Origin of the sequence: Vreelandella subterranea, assembly GCF_900111305.1 — a bacterium.
Taxonomy (GTDB): domain Bacteria; phylum Pseudomonadota; class Gammaproteobacteria; order Pseudomonadales; family Halomonadaceae; genus Vreelandella; species Vreelandella subterranea.
Window position 1 is genome coordinate 326419 of the sequence record NZ_FOGS01000001.1, and the last position, 12614, is coordinate 339032.

10 protein-coding genes and 1 tRNA gene are annotated in these 12614 nt (G+C 50.0%); 4 read left to right on the forward strand and 7 right to left on the reverse strand.

The window, feature by feature from the left end; all coding sequences use genetic code 11:
- The 4 genes from BMX75_RS01455 to BMX75_RS01470 form a co-directional block, all read right to left on the reverse strand.
- Window positions 1-1491, reverse strand: coding sequence for a tripartite tricarboxylate transporter permease (locus tag BMX75_RS01455; protein ID WP_092824598.1), 1491 nt, complete (start codon window positions 1489-1491; stop codon window positions 1-3).
- A gap of 14 nt (window positions 1492-1505) precedes the next feature.
- Complete coding sequence (locus BMX75_RS01460; protein ID WP_092824600.1) at window positions 1506-1991, reverse strand: tripartite tricarboxylate transporter TctB family protein; 486 nt, start codon at window positions 1989-1991, stop codon at window positions 1506-1508.
- A 110-nt stretch (window positions 1992-2101) separates the two neighbouring features.
- Window positions 2102-3070, reverse strand: a complete 969-nt coding sequence (locus BMX75_RS01465; protein WP_092824602.1) for a Bug family tripartite tricarboxylate transporter substrate binding protein — start codon at window positions 3068-3070, stop codon at window positions 2102-2104.
- Window positions 3071-3172: 102 nt separating this feature from the next.
- Entirely contained in the window at window positions 3173-4573 is a 1401-nt protein-coding gene (locus BMX75_RS01470) for an NAD(P)H-dependent oxidoreductase (protein ID WP_092824604.1), read from the reverse strand.
- Between the two features lie 280 nt (window positions 4574-4853).
- Between BMX75_RS01470 and BMX75_RS01475 the strand changes: the two genes are divergently transcribed.
- From BMX75_RS01475 to BMX75_RS01485, 3 genes are all read left to right on the forward strand, one after another.
- Entirely contained in the window at window positions 4854-5558 is a 705-nt protein-coding gene (locus tag BMX75_RS01475) for a GntR family transcriptional regulator (RefSeq protein WP_066320944.1), read from the forward strand.
- A gap of 275 nt (window positions 5559-5833) precedes the next feature.
- The gene (locus tag BMX75_RS18370) at window positions 5834-6097 is read left to right on the forward strand and encodes a GTP-binding protein (protein ID WP_092824606.1); all 264 of its coding nucleotides are present in this window, start codon (window positions 5834-5836) and stop codon (window positions 6095-6097) included.
- A complete protein-coding gene (locus BMX75_RS01485; protein WP_092824608.1) occupies window positions 6090-7313 on the forward strand; it encodes an ABC transporter substrate-binding protein in 1224 nt (407 codons plus the stop codon). The genes BMX75_RS18370 and BMX75_RS01485 overlap by 8 nt, the downstream gene beginning before the upstream one ends.
- A gap of 419 nt (window positions 7314-7732) precedes the next feature.
- Here the strand turns inward: BMX75_RS01485 and BMX75_RS01490 are convergent, their stop codons facing one another.
- The 3 genes from BMX75_RS01490 to BMX75_RS01500 form a co-directional block, all read right to left on the reverse strand.
- The gene (locus tag BMX75_RS01490) at window positions 7733-8695 is read right to left on the reverse strand and encodes a DNA-methyltransferase (RefSeq protein ID WP_092824610.1); all 963 of its coding nucleotides are present in this window, start codon (window positions 8693-8695) and stop codon (window positions 7733-7735) included.
- Window positions 8696-8708: 13 nt separating this feature from the next.
- Entirely contained in the window at window positions 8709-10418 is a 1710-nt protein-coding gene (locus BMX75_RS01495) for a DGQHR domain-containing protein (RefSeq protein ID WP_092824612.1), read from the reverse strand.
- Window positions 10419-11363: 945 nt separating this feature from the next.
- A tRNA-Arg gene (locus BMX75_RS01500) sits at window positions 11364-11440 on the reverse strand.
- A gap of 142 nt (window positions 11441-11582) precedes the next feature.
- On the opposite strand from BMX75_RS01500, the gene BMX75_RS01505 reads away from it, so the two are divergent.
- Window positions 11583-12575, forward strand: coding sequence for a TRAP transporter substrate-binding protein (locus BMX75_RS01505; protein WP_092824614.1), 993 nt, complete (start codon window positions 11583-11585; stop codon window positions 12573-12575).
- Window positions 12576-12614: the final 39 nt, after the last annotated feature.

Here is a 12614-nt window from a genome sequence, read left to right on the forward strand (position 1 = left end):
TTATTTATTCGCTGCCTTCAGCTTTGCCCGCTTGCGCAGGGGCACGACGATGGCGGCGGTGAGCAGCAGGAGCGAGATAACGATCAATGTAGCGCTGATAGGCCGCTCGAAAAAGATCATGAAATCGCCGCGAGACATGGCAAGGGTCCGGCGTAGCTCGCTTTCGGCAATCGGCCCGAGTACTAGTCCGAGAATGATCGAAACCAGCGGGAACTTGAGCTTTTCAAGCAGGTAGCCAAGAACGCCAAACCCTAGCATCAGCCAGACATCGAACATGGAGTTACGCACTGAGTAGGTACCGATGATGCAGCACATGACGATGATAGGACCCAAAGCCGAGTACGGAATATTCAACAGTCTTGTAAACAAAGCGATGAACGGCTTAGAGAACAGCAGAATCATGAAATTGACGATAAACAGCCCGGCAAAGACGGCATAAACCAGATCGCTGCTGGTCACCATGAACATGGGGCCTGGTTGCAAGCCATGCATGATGAACGCACCAAGAATGATAGCGGTCGTCCCGCTCCCGGGAATGCCGAGGGCGAACAGTGGAACCAAGGCCCCCATCGCGGCGGCATTGTTCGCCGCTTCGGGGGCAGCGATGCCTTCCGGTGCTCCTTTCCCGAATTGTTCAGGGGTCTTGGACCAGCGGACCGCCTCGCTGTAACTGACCATGGCAGCAGTACTGGCGCCGATACCGGGCAAGATCCCGATGACGACCCCAAGTAGTGAGGAGCGCGACAGGGTAACGCCAATCTTGCGCAAAATATGCATGTCGAAGATATTGATGGAGACCTTCTTCAGCGGCTGATGGGTTTCCTCGCCCAAGGCGCGCTTCATGACTTCCGATATGGCAAACAGCCCAACGATGACGGGAATCAGCCCCACCCCTTCGGCAAGCTCCAGACTTCCAAAAGTATAACGACTGGTGCCGGTAAGTGGATCAAAACCAATGGTGGCGATAAACAGGCCGAGGCACGCCCCAATGAGACCATAGATCAATCGCCCACCCAAAGAAGCCACTACCGTGAGGCCCAGGACGGCTAAAGCAAAGTATTCGGGAGACGAGAACTTGAGTGCGAACGATGCAAGCACCGGCGTAAATATGATCAGGGCAATGGTTCCCACCAACCCACCAATGGCCGAGCTCAAGACCCCGATACCCAAGGCTTTACCGGCTTGCCCCTGCTGAGTCATGGGGTAACCGTCAAACGCTGTCATGACTGCTTCTGGTGTACCCGGCGCTCGGTAAAGGATGGCGGTAATCAAGCCTGAAAAAACGGTAGAGCCATAAATAGCCGTCAGTAGCATGAACGCGGCGGTGGGGTCCATGCCATACGTAACCGGAAGCAGGATCACCACAAGGATAACCCCACTAATGCCCGGCAAGGCCCCGCCAATGAAGCCGATGAAAACAGCAGAGGTCAAAAGAAGAAAATTCATGGGCTGGAAAACCACTGCCAACCCATTCAGGAAACTGTCGAGCATGTTCAACTCCTAGGTCAGGGCAGAGGGATTCCCAAAAGATACGAGAACACGCCTTGGATAAGCACGACAGCAACGACGACGGTTGCGAGGATCGCGCCCCAGTGGCGGGCACCCAATAACACGGTGCAGAAAAAGGTAAAGACGATGGTAGCCAGGAGAAAACCAATGCCCTGCATCAACACGGTGTAGGCAACGGTACCTAGCATCAGCCACCAATGACGAGTCGCTGCCAGGGAATGAACTAATGTATCTGCCTTGTCACCGGCTTCCTCAGACGAACTCTCCTCTTCCTCGTCAATTTTTTTGTATCGGCTTCGCCAAGTCGTCAGCAATAGAAAACTACCCAGTCCCAGCAGAGCGACCAACAAACACAATGGCCAAAAGCGTGGGCCGATGAATGTCGAAACCTCTTCGGCACTGGGGAGCTGGAGAGTGGGTATGAGTGCCACGATAGCAAGCAGTATTATCGCGGCAGAGAAAGTCATTACCTTGGCTTGCATGTTCGGACCCGATGATAATGTGCCGATCAAGTGACACGAGGATGGATTTTGATAGACGGGTTGGCCATGCGTAGGGCAACCCGTCTGGCGGGCTAATTAATGTTTAACCCTTAGTTTTCTTCGAGAAGACGTTTGTAGTTCTCCAAGTTCTTCTCCAACTGCTGACGATAATCTTCACTACCCAACCAGCCTTCACGATAGTGAAGATTTACGCGCTCTTCGTACTCCTGATAGGCATCGGAGTCGTATACTTCCTTCATGGAGGCTTCGATTTTTGCCAAGATAGCTTCAGGTGTATCTGCGTTGACGAAGATGCCCCGCTCGTTGCCATCGGTCAGGTCCCAGCCATGCTCCACCGTCGTCGGGATATCGGGGAAGTTTTCCAGGCGCTCCTCGGCAAAAACCAGGATAGGCATCATCTCGCCTGACTCCATATAACTCAGAGTCGAACTGATTTCACCGAACATGCCATCGATGTTTCCGCCCATCACATTGGCTGAAACACTGCCTTCTTCATCGTAGGGAATGAAGTTGATATCCAGACCCGAAGCGTCCCTGAATGACAGGAATGCCATGCGATCGGGGCTGGCTGCGTGAGTACCACCGATAATGACCTCCCCAGGGTTCTCTTCGGCATGTTTCCGGAAAGATTCGAAGTCGGGGTATTTTTCAGGGTCGACGATCAAGGTCATCACATCGGACTGCATCCGAGCGACCGGTGTGAGTTCATCCAGTCCCGTCGGGTTCTGACCTGCAGCCAGCGAAGTCACCAAGGTTGAGGAAGCAAAGTCCAGTGTATGGCCATCAGGCTCACTATTTGCAGTACGCTGATGCGCGATAGCGCCGGAGGCCGAGGGTAGATTCACGACGGTCACACGAGTATCTAACACCTCTTCCAACATCGGCTTCACGGTGCGAGCAAAGTTATCGGTGCCTCCACCTGCGCCAGCTGCCACCAGGAATTGAAGAGGTTTGGTTGGATAGTTCTCGGCTGTATCACTTGCGATGGTTACTGATGCATACCCCACAAGTGCCAGACCGAGAGAACCTGCCGCTAGGAGTGATTGTTTAATTAACATGGCATTCTCCAAAAATGTTTTGTTATTTAATATCGCTGTACTGCTTAGTGAACGAACAACGGGTTAAGCGCCTCTTAAGTGGTGAGCCTCCTTTTTAGATTTCTATGTGAGTGGCACCAAGTTCTCAAAGAACATGGCATCTTGCTCAAGACGAAGCCGAAGCATATGTGAATCCGGCAGCGAAACATCATCAAGCGTAATAGGCTGACCCGCACTAATCGGGCGCACAATCTCAGCGCCAGGCAGCAAATAAAACGGGACCGGAGAAGATGCAGATAATGGAGTAGCACCGTGCACTTCAGGCTTCAGACCTTCGATATGCCGATGATGGCCTTTCATTTCGAGCGTCTGCCCACTAACGAAGTCCTGCGTGGCACGAGCGATAAGGTCGACACGTGGTTTGACCGCTGATCCACCGCCAGAAGGAAGTCCCTTCAGAGCCGCATCAAGAATGGAAATGGGCGCTTCGAGCCCTAGTAGATGGTGCGGAAGGTATACCATAGCACTGTGGCCACGGCGGCTAAGTACATGCCCCTTTCCACGTAGTAATTCCCATGTTTCCTGGTCCTCACAGCGCAGGACGACGAAGACACCACCGGCAAAGCTGACTTCATCGGGTCGGCGTAGACAGTTGAACACTTCCAATCGACCACTGCCCTGCAATACCCCCCCAAACTCTCGATGATCAAGCAGGGTCGGAACTTCATGAGTGCGTAGCACCATGGCATGAAAAGCAGGACAGTCGGGGATCAGGCCGGTGGCGTTGGCCACATTGGTCATCTCACAGAGATCCGGCACCGAAATCTGTGGAATCGCCGATAGCGCCTTGCTGCGTGCCGTGACGACGGACGCCTCCTGGTTATCAGGCAGGGTCCACAAGCTTTTCAAATCGGGAGCCAGGTAGCGACGACCGTTACACCAGACCGCGCCGTCTTGCTCATCCCAGATGAAATCGTATTCGCTGCTTTTGCCAGCCGCGACAACCTCGAAACCCAATGTCTGCGCCCACGTGACAAGCCCAATCAACAAACTGGGCTGATCGCCGTCCAGCGGGGTAAAAAGCCGACTGTGACGCTCGGCCAGGCGAGTGAGATAGGGACCGACAACCGACTCCGTCTCCTTCGTCGCGATACCGACGTGCTTACCGGCCTGGATAGCGAGCTCAGCATGGCGAGCACCCACATCTGGTATACCAGTTGACTCTACTAAAATATCGAACGGCAGGTGAGTCACGAGTTCAAGGCGGCCTGAGGCGATAAAGAGCCCTTTATCCCAGGCTTCAGTCACTTCCGAATCGCTGTGGCATACCATTATCTTTTTATCTGGCACGCCTGAAAGCTGGAGGGCGCGGGCGGCCATCTCAGCATTAACGTCTACGGCAATACGCACTGACAGTCCTTTCATCTGCCCTGCCTGACGCAATACACCACGTCCAAAGTCGCCGGCACCAGCAACGCATGCCTCAATAACTTTTTCAGAATCAAAGTGCTGTAGAAAATTCATGACTTAAAGATGTCTCCCGGTGCGCCCTCGGTAGGGTCATGGCCACGATGCACTTGGGTGCGTGCTTACGAAGCGAGACCGTCTAAATGCAATGTAGTGGTATACCATTTTTGAGGTCAATGTCGCCGTGATTAAACTTTGGTCGAAATAGCTAAAATAAATTAATTAACTAATTGTTTTATAAAGGGATTAGTCGATAACCAAAATGGGCTTATATTTGAAAGGATTTATATGGTATGCCATTATTTCGACAGGAATCTAATTACTGTGGCGATGCTAAATGGAAGAGATAGAGACTACGAACCGTGCGGGGCTGGTAGAAAAAGTGGCTGACTACTTGCGCGAACATATTGTCATGGATCATTTCCAACCAGGACAGCGGCTGCCTGAGCGTACCTTGGCTGACCAACTGAAAGTGTCACGCACCCCCATGCGAGAAGCCCTAAAAACCCTGGCAGCCGAGGGATTAGTCGTCATTTCTCCGCATCGAGGGGCCGTGGTGGCTGATGTCAGCCCGGCAGATATTCAGGAAAAAGCCTACGTCCTGAGCGTTCTTGAACAGGCCGCAGCAGAGCTAGCATGTGTTAAGGCTACTGATGACGACATCGCTGAACTTCAGGCTCTTCACTTTGAAATGAAAGCGGCTTTCCTGCGTCGAGATCGACAGAACTACTTTCGGCTCAACCAAGAAATTCATAACCGGATTGTATCTCTGTCGGGGAACGCCTCACTTGTAGAAATTCATGGCAACCTAAGTCGCCAATTGTACCGAGTGCGTTATCTCTCCAATCAGAAGAATGACAAATGGTCGATTGCGATGGCAGAGCACGAAGCCATCATGGCCGCCATGGAGGCCAGAGACGTAGAGCGTATCGGCCGCGAGTTACGCAACCATCTTGGCAAGACATGGGTAAAATACGCACATGAAGAAAGTGCTCAGGACGACGACCGGATTGAGCCGCAGTCTAGTACTGAAATAGGTTGATGCCGATTAACATTGCCCAGTTGGATGAGGTTCAGAACCTGATTGACACCATCAGCCCAGCAGCGCAGCAATTGGGGCAGGAAGCCTTAACAGTGATGAGCTTTTCGGCAGCGGGCCGCATATTGACCACTACAGCTCCTCAGAGATAAAAACATGGCTTGGGCCCTCAAAAGCCGCCAGCACCTGACGCGGCTGCTCACCTTGGTGATGTTCAGTCATTCCGCCTCGTCTTCGACGGCGAAGTAGACTGGACTTGCTTCGGTATTTGACTCTCCATGTTGCTCAATCGCCATGGCAGTCAAGTCATGCGAGTCAAAGGCGTGTTGCATGTCAAAGACGATACCCGCCCAGTGATCATACACGGTGTTCAGCACACCATTCATCCACCGGAACACGTAAGCGACTGGCCGAACAACGATCGCATCTCGGAGCTAATTTTCATCACTCATGGCATCACCGCCAGGCGCGTGACAGACTCGCTGGAGACCTTCATGAAGGCCGTTAGCAACCACCCCAGCCCCAGGATATTCCATGCATGAAGCTGCATCACCCAAAGAGCGTGCCGCGCCCTATGTGAATCGTGGCCCCGTCACCCTGAGGGTGCTTGGCACCTCTGTGACACTGCTTGAAAGCATTCGCAAGCGTGCCAGGGAAGACTTGGGTATTCGCCTTACCTTTGAGGTACTCGATGGCGTTGCCGCCCAGCAGGCGGGGGTACTAACTCCGGACAGCTTCGATATCTATGACCAATGGTTTCACAACGTGGACTTCGTGTGGCCCGCTAATGCGATTCAACCCATTCAGGTGGATCGCATTAAACACTGGGACATGATCAATGACCTGCCAAAGACAGGCAGGCTAACCCCCCACGCGCCCCTGGGGGCAGGCAGTAACCCGGTCAACCTCCTCTATGTCCAACCCGATGGCAGTTACGGCTCTCGTCCAAGCGGGCATATCACCATGCTCCCGGTTAGCCACAATGTGGACAGCTTCGGTTATCGCATGGACATGCTCCCTAAAGGGCTGGATATCAATCAAGAGAGCTGGAGCTGGTTGTTGGACAAGCGCTGGAAAGGCTTGGTCAGCCTGCAAAATGACAGCGCCATCGGCGCCATTGACGCCGCACTGGCCGCCAAAGCAGCGGGGCTGGTCGAGTTCGAAGACCTGGGTAATCTCAGCGTGGCAGAGATCGACTGTCTTATCGATTGCCTTATCAATCTTAAGCGTCAGCAACACTTTCGCGCCTTCTGGAGCAACCAGGACCAAGCCTCTTCCGATATGGTGCGCGGCCGAGTCGGCATCGAAAGCCTCTGGTCGCCCGCCATGACTGACCTCAAAAAACGCAACATCAAGGTACGTATGGCAGCGCCAACAGAGGGCTATCGAGCCTGGTACGGCGGCATGTCAATCTCACGGCATGTGCAAGGGCGCACGCTAGATGCTGCCTATGACTACCTTAACTGGTGGATTTCTGGATGGCCCGGTTCCGTCATGGCCCGCCAAGGCTATTACATTTCCACCCCAGAACTGACCCGCCCTCACCTATCCGCTGCGGAGTGGGACTTTTGGTATGGCGGCCAACCTGCCGCCAAGAACCTTCCAGGCCCCGATGGCAGCTCGGACCTGATCCACCGAGGCGAAATCCGCGACGGCGGAGACTACCAGACAAGAATGAGCCGCATCGCGGTGTGGAATACCGTCATGGATGAGCACAACTATTTGGTCAGGCGCTGGAATGATTTTATGTCGGCTTAAAGTCCGGCTTTGCATTGGCAAGCGTGATGACCATGAATATATCCCCCAGTCTCTGGGTTCTCACGAGCTTACGCGGGGTTCTTGTTTGCTCAGCATTTTGTCTCCGTCCACCAGCTACCATCTAAGCAATACTACTCCTGCAGCACACCCGCCAACGCTGGAAAATGTTATAAGTCCTAATCAAGCCCGCCACGAAGGAGCGTTGAAAAGAAAGGCTTACTAGCCTCAGCCTACTTAACCAGCTTGTGCTAGGCTAAATTCAGTAGAGAATTGAGAGGCATCAGCAAGCTAGAGAGATAAAACGTGACGCATAGCTGTAGAGCGAAGTGCAGAAACGACCCTGAGCTGACGATGAAAAAACTGCGACATATAGCTATAAACAATAGAGCGTACAATTTGCATTGATAGAAAACTTTAGCTTAAGTTTGAAAGGATGACGAAAGAGATTGCACTAGGTTGTCCATTATATTCTCAGGCTGGCCGTAACCTTCGGGAGCAGTAGCAACTTTTGATTTAATGTTAGGAGTTGCAACTTCTTTATTCCAAGGCCGAGCCTTTGGCAAGCCTTCTAGTGTAGATAAAATTCGCTCATGAGCTATTTGATTGTATTCATTGCATAGCTCCGAACCTATAAAGTATTTATTTTCGATTAAACTAGCAACCGCAGTTGTACCGCTACCAGAAAAAGGATCAAAGACTAAGCCGTTTTCAGGAACAAGAGCACGAATAAAGATTTGTGGTAATGCTACTGGAAATTGACATGGATGATTCGTTTTCTCGATGTGGTTAGCTTTTACATTTGGTATATTCCAAACATCTCCAGGGTTTTTACCAAGTGGATTTCCACTGGGCTGACCCTTTTTTATACCTTTGCTAGATGTTTTTCCAGGATACTTCTGCTTTACTCGCACAGCATCTAAATTAAAATCGTAATCATTGCCTTTAGTAAACCACATAATAGTTTCATGGCGGCCACTAAAACGATTGTGACAATGTAAGCCATGACCGAAAGTCCAAATAATCCTGTTTCTAAGCTTTAACTCAAAATGCTTAATCGACTCAGCATACACTAAAGAGTCTAGCGGCGTACTCACTCCATCTTTAACATGCATACCAACCTGCCAACACAGACTTCCACCTGGCTTTAACACACGAACAAGTTCTTTAAAAATAATTTCATGCGAAAAAATAAAGTCCGAAAGCTTATTTGTTGATTCATATGCCTTACCAATACAGTAGGGCGGAGATGAAAAAATCAAATCGACAGAATCATCAGGCAGCTTTTTAATTAGCCCGATATAATCACCTTGATAAACAGATGCTTGACCACCTTTTTTATAATTATTGATAGTTTTTTCCGTAGTTTTAAAGATGGGATTCATCTTAACGTCCAGGCTATTGAAAATAAGTGGTGTAGATTTTATGGCCGAGATTGCCCCAAGAGCTAGAAGTGTAACTTAAAAAGTTAAATTCATCAATGCCCTCAAGCTTTTCATAGTAATTAGGTTTCTTTATTTCTTTTCTTTCTTCATCGTAAAAAATAAAATCATTAGCTATTAACTCTCTTAGACATATTAAAAACCCATTAACAGAGGTTGGTGATAGTATGCCTTTTCCTTTATTTGAACGGGCCTCCCACATTCTGTGTGGGCTCATCTTTATCTTAGCCGCTAATAACAAGCCATTGATCTCGCTATAGCAAAATCTTATATAATCTTCCCTATTATCGTAATCTAATGCTTTGGAGCCTTCAGACCTTGACCACAACTTAAAGAGTTCGTTAGCTCCTTTTGAATCGGGGTCAACGAGCGGCTTTAAAATATACCTAACTATTGAAGATGTAGCTACAAGTTTGTTGTCATCAAAAACAGAAACTTTGAGAAACCCTTTAAGAGCACCATTATTAGAAAGCTCGTCAATAATATCTTTTGCAATAGCCAACCCCGAAAGTGGATTCACCAAGGTTTCAATCTCTTGCCTTAATGCTGATGATACAGGCTTTTGAGTGTTGTTTATTTTAAGGAAAAGCTCCGCCTCAAAGCTGACTCTTTTCTGGTCATCATAGTCCTCAGGAAATATCAAACCTGTAACAAGTAGGTTTTGTCGTTTGCGAACTTTTTTTATTTTATCCTCTAAGCTATCCGAGCCTTCATGGTATGAATAAATTCTATGCTGCCCATCTATTATTCCGATCGAAGATAATTCTCTAGGTAAATTTATCTCTACAGAACTAACGTCTTTTATTTCATCTTTAGGTATTTGCTTTTTTCTTTCTTCGCCGCTATTGATGTAAATACCAAGGCTGCTGGGAAGAGTTATAATCAAGTTATTAATATAAACTTTTTTATCACTTGATAAATGCTCTCTCATCTCCTTAAGCTTTTTACTATCGAGCATTCGTTGGTACGAAACTTCTGGCTTTTCCCAGCCATTTCTTCTTAACACATAGGCTCTTTCTATTAATGTTTCTGGATCCACATAAAAAGACACAACCAAGAAGCCTTCTGGATAGTTGGTTTGTTTTGATGGCAATGCAAAAGCATTAAAAGTATCTTCAGTAGTATTTTTAGAGCGCCCTTTTATTCTTTGATCACCTAAGTCAGCTAGCTTTACGTTCAAAAACTTCAGCAGTTCAAATTTTGCAGACTTCCCGATTGTTTTGATAGTTTTATCAAAATACTTTGCTGCATCTATTGTTAATATCAAATATGGAGCTGTGTTACTTGCCCCAGTGTCTTTAACAGATGAGTAATAGAGAAACTTTACTTCCAAGTCATCTATTTCGTATTCATTTTCTTCAAGGTATTCATTTAAGTCTTTATTAATTTCCGAATATTCTTCCAAAGCCTCTGTGATATCGCTTTTCATTAAAGAAGCAAAGCTTTGCTTTTTTCTGAAGTGCTCGGAAGTATTGCTTTTTCCTGAGGTTTCTTCGCAGATTACAATCAAATTTTGAAAGGCAAATATATAGTCAAATTCTGATGCATCTCCTTTGAAATTAAATTCAATACCTTCGGACTTGATTTCTTGGAAGCCACATCCGAAAAATACGTTTGACAAAATACTAGTTTTTGAAGTTCTGGTTTTTGGGGGCGCTGAAGGCATGGTTAACTATCCAGTTATTAGTGTGTATAAAGCCCGTTGCCTGCCTTATTCATAAGGGGGCTTAAAAACAAAGACAGCGGGTGGAAATATCTAATAATCAATAACTTACGTAGAGACTATGATTCCAAGAGACCATACACTAAAAGTAAGAGCGTATCGTCTTCGGCAACCTCATTCAACGGCTCAGTTCACGTTCAATTCAACAATAATGCCACCACCCGCGCTGCCGGTGCTATCGTGCTGCGTGAAGCTCTCCACAGCCGCAGCGTCATCGCGGCACTTGAGAACCACTAGGTTGATCTACGCAATCCCTTGTGCGACCGTCATTCGCTGGCCCGCAACCAAGTTAACTTACTTGCGCCTCTGTGCTTACCTGCTCTTACGCCGTGTACGCTGCGTGATGTAACGCCTTACCGGATAAGGGTGGAGTCTAGTAAAGGTCTAAGAGCAGCTGCTAAAGGTCGGGGCAACGTTCACGGCTCATGCGCAAAAAAATCCGCATGCGCTTGAGCGCTGCCGCTAATAAATTGTGGACTCGTCTACTGCCTGGCATCCGACAACTCCATCCTTATACTAGGCTAATCTCGCCACTGTTACTGCCTGCTAACTCTTAGGGATAAGAATCGGAAAATGGGCTAAGATACCACTTGGTCGGATGACGTTAGACGACTCCAAAACGAAAAAGTAGACACAATCAGGCCGCTGGGAAGGCCGGGATGGATAAGGTGGGTAAAGGCCGAAGCTGTGTAAAAACGCTCGGAGAGTCTCGGGCTCGCCAAAAAGTGATCAAAAATGGCGCCCTCTCGCTAATGTTAAGTCATCTCCTTCCCCAGATTTCGCGTACGATCGCCATCTTCTGGGCGGCTGCTGTGTTTTCACACAGCCTCGACCGCTAATACCAAAAAAGGGGCCTACGATTTCTCGCAGGCCCCTTTTCATGCAATTTGGCGCGCCCGGCAGGATTCGAACCTGCGACCCTCGGCTTCGGAGGCCGATACTCTATCCAACTGAGCTACGGGCGCTTAGGGGGCGTATCCTACCCGTGCGGGCGGGCTGTGTCCAGCCGCGGGAGCGCTTAGCCGCTTAAGTCAATTGACCCTTTTCAGTTCCTTGGTGCATCCTTAACGGGCATCTCTGAACCTAAAGAATCGGGAACACAATAAAATGAAAACATTTGCACGTAGCACGCTGGCACTGGGCATCTCACTGGCGCTGGTGAGTGCCGCTAACGCCTCCGTCGAGGACATGGACCCCGTTACCCTGCGCCTGGCGCATGTGGTCAACGAGCAGGATGGCTTCCATATCGCCGCCACCAAGTTTGAAGAGCTTGTTGAAGAGCGCACCGACGGCAAGGTGGATATCGAGATTTACCCCAACGCCTCGCTGGGCGATGAGCGTACGCTGCTGGAAGGCATGCAGATCGGCACCGTCGATATGGGCGTGATCACCAACGGGCCAGTGGCCAACTTTGTCGAGGAAATGGCGGTGTTTGAGCTGCCGTTCCTGTTTCCCTCACCGGAAGCCGCCTACGAAGTCCTCGATGGCCCCATCGGTCAGGAGCTGCTGGACAAGCTCTCCGAGGTCAACCTTAAGGGCCTTGCCTACGCCGAACGTGGTTTCCGCAACCTGACCAATAGCGAACGCCCGGTCAACGCGCCGGAAGATATCGATGGTCTGCGCATTCGCGTGATGGAAAACCCGGTGTACACCGATACCTTCCGCGCCTTGGGCGCCAACGCCATTCCCATGGCCTGGACCGAAGCGCTCACCGCCATGCAGCAGGGCACCATCGACGGCCAGGAAAACCCGGTCAACGTGATCCACTCGTTCAACCTGGACGAAACCCAGACCTACATGACACTCTCGCGGCACACCTACGCCCCGGCAATTTTCGTCATGGGCGCTTCCGTGTGGAACCAGCTACCCGAAGACGCCCAGGCGATTCTGGAGGAAGCCGCTCAGGAAGCGGCCGAGTATGAACGCCAGGTCAATGCGGAGATGGAAGCCGAACAGCTCGCCGAGCTGCGCGAGGCGGGCATGCAGATCAACGACTCGCCGGATATCGAGGCCTTTCAGAACGCCGTGCAGTCGGTATATGAAGAATACGGCGAGCAGTTTGGTGATTACCTGCCGCGCATTCGGGAGGCATTGGAATAAGTGACCCCACGCGCCCACTCGCTGATCGCGGGGCTGCGC

Excerpts from the sequence above, each read along its gene's own strand:
- BMX75_RS01495 (WP_092824612.1), bottom strand. The coding sequence starts at position 10,418 with ATGCCTTCAGCGCCCCCAAAAACCAGAACTTCAAAAACTAGTATTTTG.
- BMX75_RS01505 (WP_092824614.1), top strand. The coding sequence starts at position 11,583 with ATGAAAACATTTGCACGTAGCACGCTGGCACTGGGCATCTCACTGGCG.
- BMX75_RS01455 (WP_092824598.1), bottom strand. The coding sequence starts at position 1,491 with ATGCTCGACAGTTTCCTGAATGGGTTGGCAGTGGTTTTCCAGCCCATG.
- BMX75_RS01490 (WP_092824610.1), bottom strand. The coding sequence starts at position 8,695 with ATGAATCCCATCTTTAAAACTACGGAAAAAACTATCAATAATTATAAA.
- BMX75_RS18370 (WP_092824606.1), top strand. The coding sequence starts at position 5,834 with ATGTTGCTCAATCGCCATGGCAGTCAAGTCATGCGAGTCAAAGGCGTG.
- BMX75_RS01485 (WP_092824608.1), top strand. The coding sequence starts at position 6,090 with ATGCATGAAGCTGCATCACCCAAAGAGCGTGCCGCGCCCTATGTGAAT.
- BMX75_RS01465 (WP_092824602.1), bottom strand. The coding sequence starts at position 3,070 with ATGTTAATTAAACAATCACTCCTAGCGGCAGGTTCTCTCGGTCTGGCA.
- BMX75_RS01470 (WP_092824604.1), bottom strand. The coding sequence starts at position 4,573 with ATGAATTTTCTACAGCACTTTGATTCTGAAAAAGTTATTGAGGCATGC.
- BMX75_RS01475 (WP_066320944.1), top strand. The coding sequence starts at position 4,854 with ATGGAAGAGATAGAGACTACGAACCGTGCGGGGCTGGTAGAAAAAGTG.
- BMX75_RS01460 (WP_092824600.1), bottom strand. The coding sequence starts at position 1,991 with ATGCAAGCCAAGGTAATGACTTTCTCTGCCGCGATAATACTGCTTGCT.